Source organism: Streptomyces sp. NPDC058955 (assembly GCF_042741435.1).
Lineage (GTDB): Bacteria > Actinomycetota > Actinomycetes > Streptomycetales > Streptomycetaceae > Streptomyces.
The window spans coordinates 12,117-27,314 of sequence record NZ_JBHYKM010000019.1; the positions used below are offsets into that span (position 1 = coordinate 12,117).

11 protein-coding genes are annotated in these 15,198 nt (G+C 74.0%); 5 read left to right on the plus strand and 6 right to left on the minus strand.

From position 1 onward, the window contains the following. Both ACFW1I_RS10665 and ACFW1I_RS10670 read left to right on the plus strand, forming a co-directional pair. A partial coding sequence (locus ACFW1I_RS10665; protein ID WP_384668511.1) for a nuclear transport factor 2 family protein occupies positions 1–608 on the plus strand: 608 nt, incomplete at its 5' end. Positions 609–700: 92 nt separating this feature from the next. Beyond that, positions 701–1,501, plus strand: coding sequence for a class I SAM-dependent methyltransferase (locus ACFW1I_RS10670; RefSeq protein WP_384668513.1), 801 nt, complete (start codon positions 701–703; stop codon positions 1,499–1,501). 22 nt (positions 1,502–1,523) lie between these two features. Here ACFW1I_RS10670 and ACFW1I_RS10675 read toward each other — a convergent pair whose 3' ends face one another. Next, the gene (locus tag ACFW1I_RS10675) at positions 1,524–3,791 is read right to left on the minus strand and encodes a Dyp-type peroxidase (protein ID WP_384668516.1); all 2,268 of its coding nucleotides are present in this window, start codon (positions 3,789–3,791) and stop codon (positions 1,524–1,526) included. 331 nt (positions 3,792–4,122) lie between these two features. Here ACFW1I_RS10675 and ACFW1I_RS10680 point away from each other — a divergent pair, with 331 nt between their 5' ends. Continuing rightward, complete coding sequence (locus ACFW1I_RS10680) at positions 4,123–6,129, plus strand: galactose oxidase-like domain-containing protein (RefSeq protein WP_384668518.1); 2,007 nt, start codon at positions 4,123–4,125, stop codon at positions 6,127–6,129. Positions 6,130–6,196: 67 nt separating this feature from the next. Here the strand turns inward: ACFW1I_RS10680 and ACFW1I_RS10685 are convergent, their stop codons facing one another. Then, complete coding sequence (locus ACFW1I_RS10685; RefSeq protein WP_384668522.1) at positions 6,197–7,654, minus strand: MFS transporter; 1,458 nt, start codon at positions 7,652–7,654, stop codon at positions 6,197–6,199. Between the two features lie 235 nt (positions 7,655–7,889). On the opposite strand from ACFW1I_RS10685, the gene ACFW1I_RS10690 reads away from it, so the two are divergent. Then, positions 7,890–8,237 (plus strand): ArsR/SmtB family transcription factor, encoded by a 348-nt coding sequence (locus tag ACFW1I_RS10690; protein ID WP_384668525.1) that lies wholly within the window; start codon positions 7,890–7,892, stop codon positions 8,235–8,237. Here ACFW1I_RS10690 and ACFW1I_RS10695 read toward each other — a convergent pair. After that, positions 8,164–9,003 (minus strand): hypothetical protein, encoded by an 840-nt coding sequence (locus ACFW1I_RS10695; RefSeq protein WP_384668528.1) that lies wholly within the window; start codon positions 9,001–9,003, stop codon positions 8,164–8,166. The two genes, ACFW1I_RS10690 and ACFW1I_RS10695, sit on opposite strands and share 74 nt — an antisense overlap. A gap of 219 nt (positions 9,004–9,222) precedes the next feature. On the opposite strand from ACFW1I_RS10695, the gene ACFW1I_RS10700 reads away from it, so the two are divergent. Next, positions 9,223–11,463 (plus strand): sulfatase-like hydrolase/transferase, encoded by a 2,241-nt coding sequence (locus ACFW1I_RS10700; RefSeq protein ID WP_384668530.1) that lies wholly within the window; start codon positions 9,223–9,225, stop codon positions 11,461–11,463. Between the two features lie 80 nt (positions 11,464–11,543). On the opposite strand, the gene ACFW1I_RS10705 is transcribed toward ACFW1I_RS10700, so the two are convergent. The 3 genes from ACFW1I_RS10705 to ACFW1I_RS10715 all read right to left on the minus strand — a co-directional run. Continuing rightward, positions 11,544–13,859: an arylsulfatase gene (locus ACFW1I_RS10705; RefSeq protein ID WP_384668533.1), complete on the minus strand. Its 2,316-nt coding sequence runs from the start codon at positions 13,857–13,859 to the stop codon at positions 11,544–11,546. Next, positions 13,856–14,785, minus strand: coding sequence for a formylglycine-generating enzyme family protein (locus ACFW1I_RS10710; protein ID WP_384668536.1), 930 nt, complete (start codon positions 14,783–14,785; stop codon positions 13,856–13,858). Before ACFW1I_RS10710 ends, ACFW1I_RS10705 begins: the two co-directional genes overlap by 4 nt. After that, a partial coding sequence (locus ACFW1I_RS10715) for an ATP-binding cassette domain-containing protein (protein WP_384668538.1) occupies positions 14,782–15,198 on the minus strand: 417 nt, incomplete at its 5' end. The genes ACFW1I_RS10710 and ACFW1I_RS10715, both read right to left, overlap by 4 nt.

Below are 15,198 nucleotides of genomic sequence, written 5' to 3' on the forward strand. Positions count from 1 at the left end.
GCCCTGACCACCCTGGGAGTGGCCCCCCCGGGCGGCCCCCACACCGCCCGGCGCCCCCCCCCCCCCCCCGCCCCGCCCGCCCCCCCCCCCCGCGCCCCCCCCCCCCCCCCCCCCGCGCCCCCCCCCCGCCCGCCGCGGCCCTGCTCCTCGGCCTGCTCGCCCCGGCCTGCTCCTCCCCCGACCGGCCTACCGCCGCCGCGGACACCCCGGCGCCGGTCACGGTCACGACGCCCGCGCCCTCCGGGGCGAGCACGGCGGCCGGCCCGCGCACCGCCGTCGATCCGGCGCTGCTCGCCGTCGCCCGCCGCTACACCGAGGCGGCCAACCGGGGCGACGTCGACGGCATCACCGCCGCGTACGCCCCCGAGGCCCGCTTCGACCGGGCGGGCACCCTCTTCCACGGCCGCGACGAGATCGTCGGCGACTTCATCCGCCCCGACGTCGTCGACGACGACGGCCACTACCGCGAGATCTCGACGCACGCCGCCGACGGACGGACGGTCGTCGAGTACATCTTCACCACCGGCTCGGGCATCACCGAGCACTTCACCTACGCCTACCTGGTCGAGGACGGCGTCATCGTCGACGTGATCGGCCGCTACGTCTGAACGCCCCGGCGCCCCGCCCCCAGGCCGTCCCCCCCCCCCGGGACGGCCTGTCGCCGTCCTGCGGACGGACCTCCTCGGCCATCCTGGGCGGCATGCGCGAACGGGAGCGGTACGACGTGTGGGCGGCGGGCGCGGCGTACGAGCGGTACATGGGCCGCTGGAGCCGCCGCGTGGCCGACCGTTTCGCCGGCTGGCTGGGCGCGGCCGACGGCCTGCGCTGGCTGGACGTCGGCTGCGGCACGGGCGGCCTGACGGCCGCGATCGCCACCCGGCTCCGCCCCCGGAGCGTCCTGGGGGTGGACCGCGCGCCGGACTTCGTCGCCCGGGCCCGCGCGACCGCCTCCCCGCCGGCCCGCTTCGCGGTGGCGGACGCCCTGGCCCTCCCCGTACGCGACGGGGGCTGCGACGCCACCGTCAGCGCCCTGCTCCTGAACTTCCTGCCCTCCCCCGCCGCCGCCCTCGCCGAGCAGACCCGGGTGACCCGCCCGGGCGGCCTGATGGCCGCGTACGTCTGGGACTACGCCGACGGGATGGACCTCCTCCGCCACTTCTGGGACGCCGCCACCGAGGTGGACCCGGCGGCGGCGGCGCTGCACGAGGGCCGGCGGTTCGCCGACTGCCGCCCGGACCGGCTGCGCGCGCTCTGGACGGAGGCGGGACTCGTCGACGTCACCACCACCGGGCTCGAAGTCCCGACCGTCTTCCCGGACTTCGCCGACCTGTGGAGCCCGTTCCTGGCGGGCCAGGGCCCGGCCCCCGGCTATCTGGCCACCCTCCCGCCCGCCACCCGGACCCGCGTCCGCGACGCCCTGAGCGCCGCCCTGCCCCGGGACCGGGACGGCGCCGTCCCCCCCACCGCCCGGGCCTGGGCGGTGAGGGGCCGCCGCAGGTGAGAGGGGAAGGCGGCCGTGTCCGTCAGCCCGTCAGGGACGTCCACAGGGTCAGGGGACGGTCGTCGAGCGTGATCTGGTCCTCGTGGCCGCGGCCGTCGCGGATCACGATGAGCCGGTACTTGTCCTGGTGGAACACCCAGAAGAGGCTCAGGCCGTTGATCCGCTGCATGTCGGGGACGGCCAGGAACTCGTCGACCCGGGTGATCCCGGTCAGCGAGCGCCACAGGTCGAGCCCGCGGTCGCCGCGCTCGATGGCGTCCTGGTGCCCCCGACCGTCGGCGATCGAGATGAGCCGGTAGACCTGGGCCCCCATCAGGGTGTGGAACACCCAGTAGTAGCTCTTGCCGCCGGACCGCTGCAGGTCGGGGACCGGCAGGAAGGCGTCGACCTGCGCCACGCCGCCCAGTGAGACCCACGCGGAGAGGGCGCGGTCCGCGCGGTCGATCCGGGCGGCCTGCTCGGGCGGGAGCCCGGTCTCGGCGCCGTCGGCGACCGAGATCAGCCGGTAGACCTGTCGGCCCTCGACCGTGTGGAACAGCCAGAAGCGGCTGCGGCCGTCGACCCGCTGCTCGTCCGGGACGGGCAGGATCGCGTCGACCTTCGTCACCCCGGCGTAGCAGGGCCAGTCGCTCAGGGGCCGGTCCGGGCGTTCGCGGACGTCGGTGTGGTCGTCCCCGTCGGCGATGGAGAGGGTCCGGCAGACGGGGGTGCCGTCGCCGCCGGTCCCGTACGCCCAGTACCAGCTCTTGCCGCCCGTCCGCTGCATGTCGGGGAGGGGCAGGAAGGCGTCGGTGGGCCGGACCACGGCGGGCGGCTTGTCGGTGAGCCGGCCGTCGCCCAGCAGCCGCAGCAGCCGCAGCGACGGCACGAAGGCGTACACGGACCCCTCGGTGAAGACGAACTGACTGAGTGTCAGCTTGGTCGTCCGGCCGGGCGTCTCGTAGCTGAGCGTGCCGGCGGCGCCGACCATGCCGTCGGGGCCCGGCTTCTCGGTCCGGTTCGGCGGGAAGTCCGGGCTGTCGATCCACGCCTTCTGGATGAACTCGAACTGCTGCACGAGGTCGGACTGGTAGCAGACGAAGAGCAGGCCGCGCTTCTCGTCGGGCCCGCCGGGCCCCTCCGAGGCGGGGTCGAAGGGCGCTCCGTAGGGGGCGCCGCGGCGGATGATCCGGCGGCGGTCCATCACCGGGTTCTCGTCGAACGGCCGGTCCCCCGGCCGCTCCTGGAGTCCGTCGCGGGGGTTGGTCTTGCGCAGGTGGGAGAAGAGCGGGGTGCGGAAGCCCTCGGGGTCGTCGCGGTAGCCGAAGTCGTTGTCCTCGCCGGCCAGCGCGTTGGAGGGGCGGTCGGCGTGCGGGCAGGTGGCGACGGGGGTGCCGGAGCGCCAGCGGCCGACGAGGCGGGCGGCCAGCCACTCGGTGGTGGCCTCGGGCGGCACCACCTTGGCGTTCTTGAGCACCTTCAGCTGTCCGGCCACCTGCGACCAGAACCCCGGGACGTCCTGGCCGAGCCGGCGCACCACCTGGAAGCTGCCGTTGTCGGCCCACTCGGGGGTCTCGCGGGGGTCGCCGTCGACCCGGTCGAGACCGACGACGAACTCGCCGGCCGGGATCAGCCGGGTGCCGTGATGGCCCTTGACGTACTCGGGCTTGACCGGGTCCGGTTCGTCGAAGCCGATCACGCCGGGCTCGCTGACGCCGTCCTTGAAGCCGAAGTGCTCCTTGCCCCTGCGGGTGCCGGGCAGGGTGGCGGCGTCCTGCTGGAAGACGATCACGATCTTCGCCCCGGCGCACGCCTCGCGCTGCTGCCGGACCGCCGTCTGGAGGTCCTGGAGGGTGTCGGCGGCGAGGGTGAGGACGGCATGGACGGGCTCGCCCTTGCCGTTGCCGAAGAGCCACATCTCCGGCGAGCTGTCGCCGGTGTCGCCGAGCGCCCGCTTGTCCGAGCCCTGCTTGAACGCCTCCAGGCCGCTGCGGGGCGCGACGGACGGCAGCGGGTCCTTGCCGGTCAGCTCCCGCAGCCCCTCGTAGGTGAAGCTCACGTTGATCCAGGTGGCCCGCAGCGTCTTCGGGTCGTCGCCCGCCGACGCCTTGCGGGCCTTGCTGAAGGCGGCGTTGAAGGTCGCCACCTGCCGCGTCGTGGAGATCTGCGGTTCCAGCGCCTTGACCCAGGCGCGCGCCCTCGCCGGATCCTCGAACTTGAGGAAGAGCAGGGTCATCTGGTCCTTCTTGAAGCCGGCGAGCACATCGCCCTGGATGTCGTCGCTCTCGCGCAGCCCGAGTCCGTCCGCCATGGTCCCTCCAGAAGATCGACACCTCCACGCCCTTGTCGCGCAGAGTGATCTGCAACGTATGCGAGGCCTCGGGGACCGACGGGCGGGGAACGCACCCTTCACTCGTTCACCGGCGACAAACGGGCTGGTCAGGGGGCGCAGGGGGCGCACTGGGGCGCTTTCAGGGCTCGTGATCACCCGGCTGGGTCGGCCAGGAGGACAGCCCGCCGAGGCGCCGGAACACTGAGTCGCGTCACCGTGCGTGAACACGTGGCAGTCCTGTCACCGGCGTGCTCCGACCTGTCCCCCGTCGTCGGAACCGCCGCGCCGTCCCCACCCGACAAGGAGTCCCATGCCCCCCGGAAACCCGCCCCGGCCCGCCCGCCGCGGGCTCGTCACGGCGCTCTCCCTCTGCGCGGCCACCGCGATGGCCGCGTCCATGGCCCTGGTATCGGCCGGTCCCGCCGTCGCCCACACCGGTCACGGCGACGCGGACCACGGCGACGCCTTCCCGTACGCCCCCGCCTCCCGGGCGGCGAAGGCCCCCGTGGCCGTCGACCCGGCCGAGGCCGCGACGCTCGGCGAGGAGCACGCCGAGGAGCACGCCCGCACCCGCAAGGCGATGGCCGACGTCGGCGAGTACCCGCAGACGACCCGGACGGCGCGGCTCTCCGCGCTGACCGCCTCCCAGGAGAAGGCCAACGCGTCCTTCGACGCCTCGGAGTTCGGCCGGTTCCGGGAGTACTTCCCGTCGCCGGACTTCGCGGCCCACATCGCGCTGCTGCCGACCGGCAAGGTCCTGCTGTTCTCCTTCGAGCGGATCGAGGTCAACCCGCAGAAGGAACCGGCCCCCACGGACACGATCGGCAAGCCGAACGCCGGCCGCGCCTGGATCTGGGACCCCGCCAAGGGGACCGGCGCCGACGCGTTCACCGAGAAGAAGCCGCCGGTCGTCAACATGCCCGACGGGAAGAACGAGCCCCGCCCGGCCCCGTTCTTCTGCGCCGGCCACTCCTATCTGCCCAACGGCATGCTCGGGGTCTTCGGCGGCAACCTCGGCGGCAACGGCGGCTCCGGCGCCAAGCTGTCGCTGGTCTTCGACCCCTGGGCCGAGGAGTGGTACCTGAACAAGGACATGTCCGTCGGCCGGTGGTACCCCAGCGTGGTCACCGGCGCGGACGGGCGCCAGGTCATCATGTCCGGGCAGTCGGAGCTCGGTTGGGGCACCCCCACCCCGCTGGTCGAGCGCTTCCCCGGCGCGGCGCACCCGGTCCCCTTCGAGAAGACGGTCAGGCCGGTCGGCTGGGGGGTGGACAAGCTCAGGACCGAGGCCCCGTTCAAGTGGGACTACCCCCACCTGTTCTCGCTGCGCGACGGGAAGATCTACGGCCTCGGCCGCTCCGTGGACCAGCAGTGGGTCTTCGACACCGCCGCCGACACCAGGACGGACCTGCCGAACCGTCCGGACGTCAACAAGAACATGCCCGGCCCCGACGGCGGGGAGTGGCGGCGCAACTACGGCTCCGCGGTCCCGCTGCCGGCCGGCTTCCGGGGCCCCGACTCGGTCCTCGTCCTCGGCGGCGACCGCAACGACCCGAACACCTACCGCCTGGCCGGCGGCAAGTGGAACACCGAGAAGCCCCGCGCCTTCGGCCGCACCCAGGACGACACCCTGCTCCTGCCCAACGGCAACCTGCTCACGGTCAACGGCGCCTTCGACATCCGCGACTACGGCAACGGCCCGTACAACCCGAACGCGGACCTGAAGTACCGGCAGACCGAACTGCGCGACGAGAACGGCGACTGGAAGCTCGGGCCCGTCCAGCGGCTCCCGCGCGGCTACCACTCCAACGCCGTGGTCCTCCCGGACGGCCGCGTCATGGTCACAGGCGACGAGCTCCAGCAGCTCGCCAACGACCCCGACATCACCGACAACAACAACGGCAGCATCGAGATCTACGAGCCGGCCTACCTCCACCAGGGCAGCCGCCCCCAGCTCGGCACGATCTTCAACCCCACCGTCGGCTACAACGACAAGATCACGGTGAGCACCGGCACGCCCAACGACGTCACCCGCGCCGTGCTGCTGGCCCCGACCACCGCGACGCACTCGATCAACACCAGCCAGCGCCACCTCGAACTGCGCGTCAAGAGCCGCAGCGGCAACTTCCTGGAGCTCCAGGCCCCGCCGAACGCGGCGGCGGCCCCGCCCGGCCACTACATGCTCTTCCTCCTGAACGAGGAGGGCGCCCCGAGCAAGGCAGGCTGGGTCCAGCTCAAGCCGTCGACGACGACCACGACCACCACCACGACCACCGCCGCCGCTGCCGCCGCCAAGACCAAGGCGCCCGCGGACTGACCCGGCTCTCCACGCACGACGAACCCCCGGCCCCGTCCCCGCGCCGGGGGTTCGTCGTCCGGGCGTGTCAGGCGATGGTGGCGCCCCCCCCGCGGGGTGAGCGGGTGGCGGTGGCCGAGGCGCGGGCGCCGGGCGCGGGCGCCTGGGCCCTGCGGATGCCGGTGGCGCTCAGCACGGCGGCGACGAGCAGCGCGGCGACGGCGGAGACGAGGGCGGCGCGCAGCCCGGTCAGGAAGTGGCCGGAAGCGGCCTGGCCGACGAGGAGGCCCATGACGGCGACGCCGATGAGGCCGCCGAGCTGGCGGGAGGCGTTGAGCACGCCGGAGGCGATGCCGGCGTTGGCCGGGTCCGCCGCACCGAGCATGGCGTTGGTCATGGCCGGGACGACGAGGCCGATGCCGAATCCCGCGACGAGGAACGGGACGATCACCGCCGGGTACGAGCCGGTCGCGACGGCCGGGACGACCGCCAGGTAGCCGACGGCGGCGAGGAGGTTGCCGGTGAGCAGCACGCCGCGGGCGCCGTGGCGCTTGACCAGCGGACCGCAGGCCAGGTTGGCGGTCATGATGGCGCCGGTCATGGGCAGGAAGGCGAGTCCGGCGGTGAGGGGCGAGTAGGCCCACACCTGCTGGAAGAAGAGGCTGAAGACGAAGATCAGGCCGTAGAAGGCGAAGTTGAGCAGGACGCCGATGAGCGAGGTGGCGCTGAATGCCCGACGGCCGAAGAGGTGCAGCGGCAGCATCGGGTCGGAGCTGTGGCGTTCGACGGCCAGGAAGCCGATCAGTGCGGCGACGAACACGGCCAGGCAGCCGATGACGAGGGCGGAGCCCCAACCCCGGGCGTTGGCCTCGACGATGGCGGCGGTGAGCGCGCCGAGGCCCGCGATGGCGAGCAGCTGGCCGGGCAGGTCGAGCGAGCGGCGGCGCGAGGGGTCGCGGGGCGGGGCGGCCTGGGCGTAGCGCTGGGTGAGCAGGATGCCGACGGCGGCGATGGGGATGTTCACGTAGAAGATCGAGCGCCAGCCGAGGGAGTCGACGAGGACGCCGCCGACGACGGGCCCGAGGGCGAGCGCCAGGCCGCCGGCGGCGGCCCAGAGGCTGACGGCGCGGGTCCGCCGGGCCGGGTCGGGGAAGTTGGTGTTCACCAGGGAGAGCGAGGACGGCACGATCAGGGCGGCGCCGACTCCCTGGAGGACGCGCGCCGCGATCAGGGTGACGAGCGTGGGGGCGGCTCCGCAGGCCAGGGAGCTCACGGCGAAGAGGGCGAAGCCCGCGACGAAGATGCGCCGGGGGTCGAAGCGGTCGCCGAGGGCGCCGGCGGTGAGGAGGAAGGCGGCGAAGGTGAGGGTGTAGCCGTTGATGACCCATTCCAGGCCGGAGAGGCTGCCGCCGAAGTCGGCGGTGAGGGCCTTGGTCGCGACGTTGACGACGCTGACGTCGAGGATGACGACCACGAAGCCGAGGCAGGCGGCGAAGAGGGTGGGGCCGGGCCGGGCCGCGGCGACGGCCGGTTCATGACGAGTCACGTGCTCGTCCTTCCGTGAGGGTGAGGGGAAGGGAAGGAGGAAGGGAAGGAGGGAGGGAGGGGCGGGGAGGCGGCGGGACGCGGGTCCGCTCGGCCCGACGGGCGGCGCCGGAGCGGGCCGGCCGCGTAGAATGTTCGCCGCGAGACGAACACCCGAGGAGTGTACGCACGCCATCGAACACTCAGCAATCGGTGACCGGCGCGATCCGGCCACCCCCGACGGACGGAGAACCGCCATGGCGTCAGAGGACGCACCCCCCGGCCCGGGGCCGGGCCACCGGCTCCCACCGGTCCACACCGATCCGGCCCAGGTGCCGCTGGAGACGGCCCTGCTCGCGCTCGCCGACCCGGTCCGGCGCGCGCTCGTCCGGGAACTCGCCGGCTCCGGCGACTGGGAGCGCTCCTGCGGGAGCTTCGACGTCCCCGTCACCAAGGCCACCCTGAGCAGGCACTTCGCCGTGCTGCGCGACGCCGGGCTGCTGGAGCAGCGCGACGCCGGGCCCAAGCGGCTCAACCGACTGCGTCGGCCGGAGTTCGACGCGCGCTTCCCCGGCCTCCTGGAGCTGGCGCTGCGGACGGACTGACCCCGGGCGGGGTACCCGGCCGGATCAGGCGCGCGCGCAGCTCCCGGGCGACCGCCCGCACCGTCGCGGGGTCCGTCGCCGGGGTCCCGTGGGCCAGGGCGAGGGAGAGCGCCCCGCCGAAGGTCGCGGCGTGCAGGACCAGCCCGTAGTCGGCCCCGGTGCGGTTGACGACCGTGAGGAACCCGGTGACGCGGTCCGCGTGCGGGCCGAGCGCCGGATCCGTGACACCGACGTCGGTGAGGCGGATCCCGGGCGCCTCGGCCGCCTTCGCGGCCCGGGCCACGGCCCGGCGGATCTCGGCGTGCCCGCGCCGCGGCGGCCGCCACCGCGCGTCTGCCTCCCGCAGCGCCGCGCCGTACCGCCGGGCCGTCCCGGTCGTGCCGTCCGGGTGCGGCACCACCGGGACGCCGACCAGGCCGATGAAGCAGCCGACGTCCGGCAACGGCCCGGGGTAGCGCCCCCGCAGGGAGATCGCGGTCAGCAGCCGGACGTCCGCGCGGCCCGCGACCCGGGTCCAGGACTCGGCGAGCGCGGCACCCAGGAACTGATGGACCGTCACCCCCTCGGCCCGGCACCACGCACTCAGCTCCGCGGTCCGCCGCGCGGACAGCTCCAGCGGCGTGAAGTCGGCCGCGCGGTCGGCCCATCGGGCCGTCGCGTCGAACGGTACGGCCGCCGGCTCGGCCGTCCACGGCGGGGCCGCGGGAGCGGGCGCGGACGGCGGCCGGTACTCCAGCCCGTCCGCGTCCGGCGGAAGCCGGAGCACGTCCTCGAAGGGTCCCCCGCCGCGGGCGCCGGGCGCGGGTCCGCGGCCCGGTCCCGCTCGGCGGCGCCGGAGCCCCGGGGGCCGGACAGACGGTCGAGGAGCCCGCATCCGTCAGGTCGGCCGCCGTCACATGTTCTTCATGCCGTGTGCATGGTCCCGGCGCGGCTCTCCGCCCAGGATCGGCAGCACGCCCGCCCCTGTCCCGAGGAGCCGTCCGCCATGCCCAGCCGCCGTACCTTCCTGGCCGGTTCGACCGCCGCCCTCGGTCTGGCCGCCGTCACCACCACCGCCGCCGGTTCGGCGCTCGCGGCGCCGTCGGTGACGGCCCCGGACGCGGCCGAGGCCTCGGGCACCCGGCCGCCGAACTTCGTTATCGTCCTCGCCGACGACCTCGGCTACGGAGAGCTCGGCGCCTACGGCCAGAAGCTGATCACCACCTCCCGCCTGGACCGGCTCGCCGCCGAGGGGCTGCGCTTCACCGACGCCTACTCCACCGCCGCCGTCTGCGCCCCGTCACGCTGCTCTCTGCTGACCGGACTCCACACCGGCCACTCCACCGTCCGCGCCAATCCCTCCTCCGGCGGCCAGGGGTCACTCACCGCCGACGACACCACCTTCGCTGAGGTGCTCCGGGCCCGCGGTTACCGCACCGCCGTGATCGGCAAGTGGGGCTTCGGACCGGAGGCCGCCGGCCAGGACAGTCACCCCTCCGCCCGGGGCTTCGAGGAGTTCTACGGCTACATCGACCACAGCCACGCCCACCAGTACTACCCCGCGTACCTCTGGCACAACGACGTCAAGGAACCCCTCCCCGCCAACGCCGGCGGCGTGAAGGCCGTGTACGCCCCGGACCTCCTGGAGCAGCGCGCCCTGGAGTTCATCGGCGCCCACGCCTCCGATCCGTTCCTCCTGCTGCTCACCCCGAACGTGCCGCACGCCCCCAGCGACATCCCCGACTCCAGCGCGTACGCGGACCGAACCTGGACGGCCGCGAACAAGGGGCACGCGGCCCAGGTCGGCTACTTCGACTCGCTCGTCGGCAAGGTCGTCGACCGGCTCCGGGAGCTCGGCCTGGAGCAGGACACCATCGTCCTCGTCACCAGCGACAACGGCCCCCACGAGGAAGGCGGGGTCGACCCCGACCTGTTCGACGCGAACGGCCCGCTGCGCGGCTACAAGCGCAATCTCTACGAGGGCGGCGTACGCGTCCCCCTCATCGCCTGGGGCCCCGGTCGGGTCCGGCAGGGCACCAGCGACCGCCCCACGCCGCTGACCGACGTGCTCCCCACCCTGGCCGAGCTCGGCGGCGCCCCCTCCCCCACCGACGTGGACGGACTGTCGGCCGCTTCCCTGCTGGTCGGCGGCGCCGACGCGGCACGCCACGGACACCTGTACTGGTTCCGCGACGAGCGGGGCGTCACCAGCCGGGCCGACACCCAGGACGGCGGGCGTGCCACCTGGCTCGCCGAGGCGGTCCGCAGGGACGACTGGAAGGCCGTGCGCTTCGCCCCCGAGCGGGACCTCACCCTCCCCGACGAGCAGTGGCAGGTGGAGCTGTACGACCTGGCCACCGATCCCGGGGAGACCGGCAACCTCGTGGACCGGCACCCGGCGAAGGCCGCGGAGCTGGTGGCACTGATGCGCTCCTCCTGGAAGGACACGTATCCGCGCATCCCGTTCGGGGCCGGTGTGACCCTGCCCGGCCTGGCTGTCCCCGGACAGGCGTTCACCGTGACGGCCACGCTCCACAACGGCTCCTCCCGCCCGTGGACCGCGGCCGCGCTCGCTCTTCGCGCCCCTGGCGGCTGGTCCGTGACCGCCACCTCCTCGACCACCGCGGACCAGCTCGCCGTCGGCGGCCGGCTCACCGCCTCCTGGCAGGTCACCCCGCCCGCGTCCACCTCCCCCGCGACCAGGTGGACGCTCACCGCGGAGGGCAGCGCCCTCACCCCGGGCGGCCCGGTCCGCTACCCGGCCACGGGCACGGTCACGACACCGCCCCCTGCCCCGATCCGCGACGCGTACCTCTCCGACCTCACCTGGATCAGCGCAACGAACGGCTGGGGACCGGTGGAACGCGACGCCTCCAACGGCAAGAACGCCGCCGGCGACGGCCCGCTGATCTCCTTCGGCGGTACGACCTACCCGAAGGGTCTGGGCGTCCACGCGCCCAGCGACATCGCCTTCCATCTCGGCGGTGCCGCACTCCGCTTCACGTCCCTGGTCGGCATCGACGACTTCTCCGCCAGGCAGAGCAGCCTCGGCGCCACCCGGGCCAAGGTCTACGGCGACGACCGCCTGCTCCTGACGACCGCCACGCTCACGGCGGCCACCGGCCCCGTCCAGGTCGACCTGGACGTACGCGGTGTCCGCGTCCTGCGGCTGGTCGTCGAGGACGCCAACAACCGCACGTCCTTCGACCACACCTGCTGGGCCCTGGCCCACGTCACCGTGGACTGACCTTCCGCGTCCATCGCCACGCACGAGGCCGTTTCCGCACACTCGGAAACGGCCTCTTGCACGGCGGACCCCTGGTCGGACTACTCGAAGGCCGAGGCCGCCTCCTTCAGGGCGGCGGCGACCGCGTCCGGGGCGTCGGGTCCGGGCGGGCCCGGGCGGTAGGTGACGGAGCGGATGCCGCCGGTGTGACGGAAGGAGCGCCGGCGCTCGTACAGGGGCCAGGAGACCGGGGACTTGCGGTCCACTCCGACACTGATGCCCTGGAACGGGGCCATCCCGATGAGCTGGTGCACGCTGTCGGGGGCGACCCGCTCCTCGCCGTCCACCGCGACGGTGAAGCTCCAGCGCAGCCCCTCCTCGGCGGTCGCGGCGAGCACGATCTCGTGGGGGCCCGCGGCCAGGGGGCCGGCGTCGCTCTCCTGGAGCCGGCCGTACTCGTTGTAGGCGAAGGTCAGCCGGCCGTCCTCGACGTACAGGCTGTAGCCGCCGCCCTGGTCACCGTGGGAGACGAGGACGCCCTCACCGGGTTCGTCGAGCAGGACCTCGACGGTGAAGGAGCGCAGGGAGACGAGCCTCGACGAGCGGTAGCGCTCCAGCTCGGGAGTGCCGGGCAGCAGGGTGAGGGGGCGGGCGAGGCGCTGTTCGGCCGGGTTGCGGCGGGCGAGGGCGCCGCTGCCGTCCGGCAGCGGGAAGACGCCGTTGCGGCGGGCGGCCTCCTCCCACGCCTGGGACAGCTCCTTCACGAGACCGGGCCGCTCGGCCGCCAGGTCATGGATCTCGGTGGGATCGGTGCGGATGTCGTAGAGGGCCCACTCCTCGTCGTCGTACGGAGTGCCGGGGCGGTGCAGGGTGACGAGTTTGTGGCCGTCGCGGTAGTGGCTGCGGTTGCCGGTCATCTCGCAGTACTGCTCGGGGTGGGTGGAGTCGTGGGCGGGGTCGGCGAGAACGGGGGCGAAGCTGGTGCCGTCGGGCTCCTGGACCGGAACGTGCCGGCGGCGCTCCGGGCGGCCGATCCCGGCGAGTTCGAGGAGGGTGGGGGCGATGTCGGTGACGTACTGGTACTGCGGACGGATGCCGGGGGCGAGCCGGCCGCTGCGCACTCCCTCGGGCCAGGACAGGACGAAGGGGACGCGGACGCCGCCCGCGTAGGTGTGCCCCTTGTAGAGGCGGAAGGGAGTGTTGGAGGCCATGCCCCAGCCCCGCGGGTAGTGGACGAGGCTGCGCGGGCCCCCGATGAGCTCCGGGTCGCGGTCGACGTCCGGATCCCAGTCGCCGGGCAGGCCGGGGTGGTGGACGAAGCGGCTGAAGTACGAGCGGGTGCCCTCGCGCCCGCCCTCGCCTGTGCCGCCGTTGTCGGAGGTGAACACGATGACGGTGTTGTCGAGTTCACCGAGGGCGGCGAGCGTGTCGGTGAGCCGGCCGAGGTTCTGGTCGATGTTGTCGACGAGCGCCGCGTACACCTCCATGTAGCGGGCGTAGAGCCGCTGTTGTTCCTCGGTGAGCGAGTCCCACGGTGGGACGTCGAGTCCGGCCTCGGCGTTGCGCGCGGGCAGTTCGGTGCCGGGAGGGAAGAGTCCGGCGGCGAGCTGGGCGGCGAACCGGCGCTCGCGCAGGGCGTCCCAGCCGTCGTCGTAGCGGCCGCGGTGGCGGGCGATGTCCTCGGCCTTGGCCTGGAGGGGGCCGTGGACGGCGTTGTGGGCGAGGTAGAGGAGGAAGGGCTTGTCCGGGTCGTGGGCGCGCAGCGACTTCACCATGCCGATGGCCTGGTCGGTGATGTCGTCGGTGTAGTAGTAGCCGTCGGGGAACTCGTCGATGTCGAGGGGGCTGTTGTCCCGGACGAGTTGGTGCGGGTGGAAGAGGCTGGTCAGTCCTTCGAGCACGCCGTAGTACTGGTCGAAGCCCTTCTGCAGGGGCCAGTTGGCGCGGTCGTCGGCGGCGTTCGAGGCGGAGTCGCGCACGAGGTGCCACTTGCCGACGGCGTAGGTGGCGTAGCCGGCGTCGTGGAGGAGCTCGGCCAGGGTGGGGATGGAGTCGGCGATCTCCATGCCGTAGCCGGGGAAGCCGGGGTCGGAGTTGGCGACCATGGCGTAGCCGACGCGGTGCGGGTTGAGGCCGGTGAGCAGGGCGGCGCGGGCGGGTGAACACAGCGGCATGGTGTGGTAGTTGCCGAGCCGTACGCCTTCCTCGGCGAGCCGGTCGAGTACCGGGGTGGGGATCTCGGAGCCGAAGGGGCCGATGTCGCTGAAGCCCATGTCGTCGACGAGCACGACGACGATGTTGGGGGCTCCGGCGGGCGGGGTGGTGCGGGGCGGCCAGGCCGGTTCGGACTCGGCGAAGGTGCGGCCGACGCGGCCGGGGAAGCCTTCGTACGGGTCGGGGCGGGTGCCGGGGCTCATGGGTGGCGGGGTCCTTCCGTGGGGAGCGAGCGGGCGCAACGGAATCCGCCGTGGCCGGTCGAGGAGTCCGGGGTGTTGTGGGAGCGGGCGGCGACGCGGTAGCGGTTGCAGTACGAGGCGTGGCACAGGTAGGAGCCGCCGCGGACGACGCGCTCGCGTCCGTCCCGGTCCCAGCCGTCGGCGCACCATTCCCACACGTTGCCGGAGACGTTGTGGAGCCCGTACCCGTTGGGCGGGTACGCGGTGACGGGCACGGTGCCGATCGCTCCGGTCGGACGGGCGGAACGGTGGGGGAAGTCGCCGAGCCAGGTGTTGCACATCTCGCGGCCGCCGGGCGTGAGGTCGTCGCCCCAGGGGTAGCGGGCTCCGTCGAGTCCGCCCCGGGCCGCGTACTCCCATTCGGCCTCGGTGGGCAGCCGGAGTCCGGCCCAGGCGCAGTAGGCGAGGGCGTCGGAGTGGCTCACGTGCACGACGGGGTGGTCGGCGCGGTCGCCGACGTCGGAGCCGGGGCCCTCGGGGGCACGCCAGGAGGCGCCTTCGACCGCGAGCCACCAGGGGGCGGCGGCGACCCGGCCGAGGACGTGGGGCTCGGCGGCCGGGTGGAGCAGGAGGTGGAAGACGAAGGAGGAACCGTGGCGTTCTGCGTCGGTGCGGTGGCCGGTGGCGGCGGTGAAGGCGGCGAAGCGCGCGTTGGTGACGGCGGTGGTGTCGATCGCGAAGGGCGCGACGGTGACCTCCCGCACCGGTCCCTCGTGGTCGGCCGGGTAGCCCTCGCCGTGGGCGTCGCCCATCCGGAAGGTCCCGCCCGGGAGTTCGGCCATGGCGGGGGCGGGCGGGGCGGGCCGGACGGCGGGTGCGTCCAGGAGGACCGGGCCGCCCGGCACGCCGCCGGAGCAGGGCCGGCCGGGGGTGCAGCAGGCGCTCACACGGACACCGCCTCGGCGCGTACGGGCACGGGTTCGGGGACGGCGGCGAGCAGCGCCCGGGTGTAGGGGTCGCGGGGGTGCTCGCACAGCTCGTCGGCGTCGCCCTCCTCGACGATCCGGCCCTCGTGCATGACGGCGATGCGGTGGCTGACCTGGCGGACGACGGCGAGGTCGTGGGCGATGAAGACCAGGGCGAGGCCGTACTCGCGCTGGAGGTCGGCGAGGAGTCCGGTGATCTGGGCCTGGACGGAGACGTCGAGGGCGGAGACGGGTTCGTCGCAGAGAAGGACGTCGGGTCCGGGGGCGAGGGCGCGGGCGATGCCGATCCGCTGCCGCTGGGCGCCCGTTAATGCTGCCGGCAGCCCGGCGGCGGCGGCCGGGGAGGGCCCGCCGCCGCCGCGGAGGTGGGGGGA

Bases quoted from the DNA above. Each gene is read 5' to 3' on its own strand.
- ACFW1I_RS10690 (WP_384668525.1), top strand. From the start codon at position 7,890: ATGGCGTCAGAGGACGCACCCCCCGGCCCGGGGCCGGGCCACCGGCTC.
- ACFW1I_RS10675 (WP_384668516.1), bottom strand. From the start codon at position 3,791: ATGGCGGACGGACTCGGGCTGCGCGAGAGCGACGACATCCAGGGCGAT.
- ACFW1I_RS10705 (WP_384668533.1), bottom strand. From the start codon at position 13,859: ATGAGCCCCGGCACCCGCCCCGACCCGTACGAAGGCTTCCCCGGCCGC.
- ACFW1I_RS10670 (WP_384668513.1), top strand. From the start codon at position 701: ATGCGCGAACGGGAGCGGTACGACGTGTGGGCGGCGGGCGCGGCGTAC.
- ACFW1I_RS10700 (WP_384668530.1), top strand. From the start codon at position 9,223: ATGCCCAGCCGCCGTACCTTCCTGGCCGGTTCGACCGCCGCCCTCGGT.
- ACFW1I_RS10680 (WP_384668518.1), top strand. From the start codon at position 4,123: ATGCCCCCCGGAAACCCGCCCCGGCCCGCCCGCCGCGGGCTCGTCACG.